Annotated in this window: 1 pseudogene; it reads left to right on the top strand. The window is 47.2% G+C overall.

Annotated features, from left to right (window positions below):
- Positions 1-145 (top strand): annotated as a pseudogene (locus MUW49_RS05870) (ISAs1 family transposase); the annotation flags it as partial.
- Positions 146-405: the final 260 nt, after the last annotated feature.

Here is a 405-nt window from a genome sequence, read left to right as displayed (position 1 = left end):
TGGTCGTGAGTACCATGTCATGGCGGCGGGCGAGTTGGCCGCCCAGTTTCCTCATTGGAAACAGTTGCACAGCATTGGCGTGGCCATCTCCTATCGCGTTGAAAATATGCAAAAAATTACCATAGAGCAGCGTTATTTCATCAGTTGCATATTCCCACGCATGGCGATCGCTCAATAACATTCATGCCGATCACGTAATAACATCCATGCCGATCACTCAATAACATCCCAAGCCGATCACTTTTTACCCTCGATGGGAAACCATGATCGGCATCCATGTTATTGGTGACTTTTTCTTCCCGCTTCGTTAAACCCGCACTTTCCCATCTGCTCCAACAGAGGAACGTGCATGTCTGCGAGGCCTATCACTGTGAGAAAACTCAAAGAAATTCTTCGCCTTAAATT

Origin of the sequence: Aeromonas sp. LsrichE-8G (assembly GCF_022869435.1) — a bacterium.
Taxonomy (GTDB): Bacteria; Pseudomonadota; Gammaproteobacteria; order Enterobacterales; family Aeromonadaceae; genus Aeromonas; species Aeromonas caviae.
Note: the sequence above shows the minus strand (reverse complement) of the source record. Positions and strands in the feature narration are given on the sequence as shown.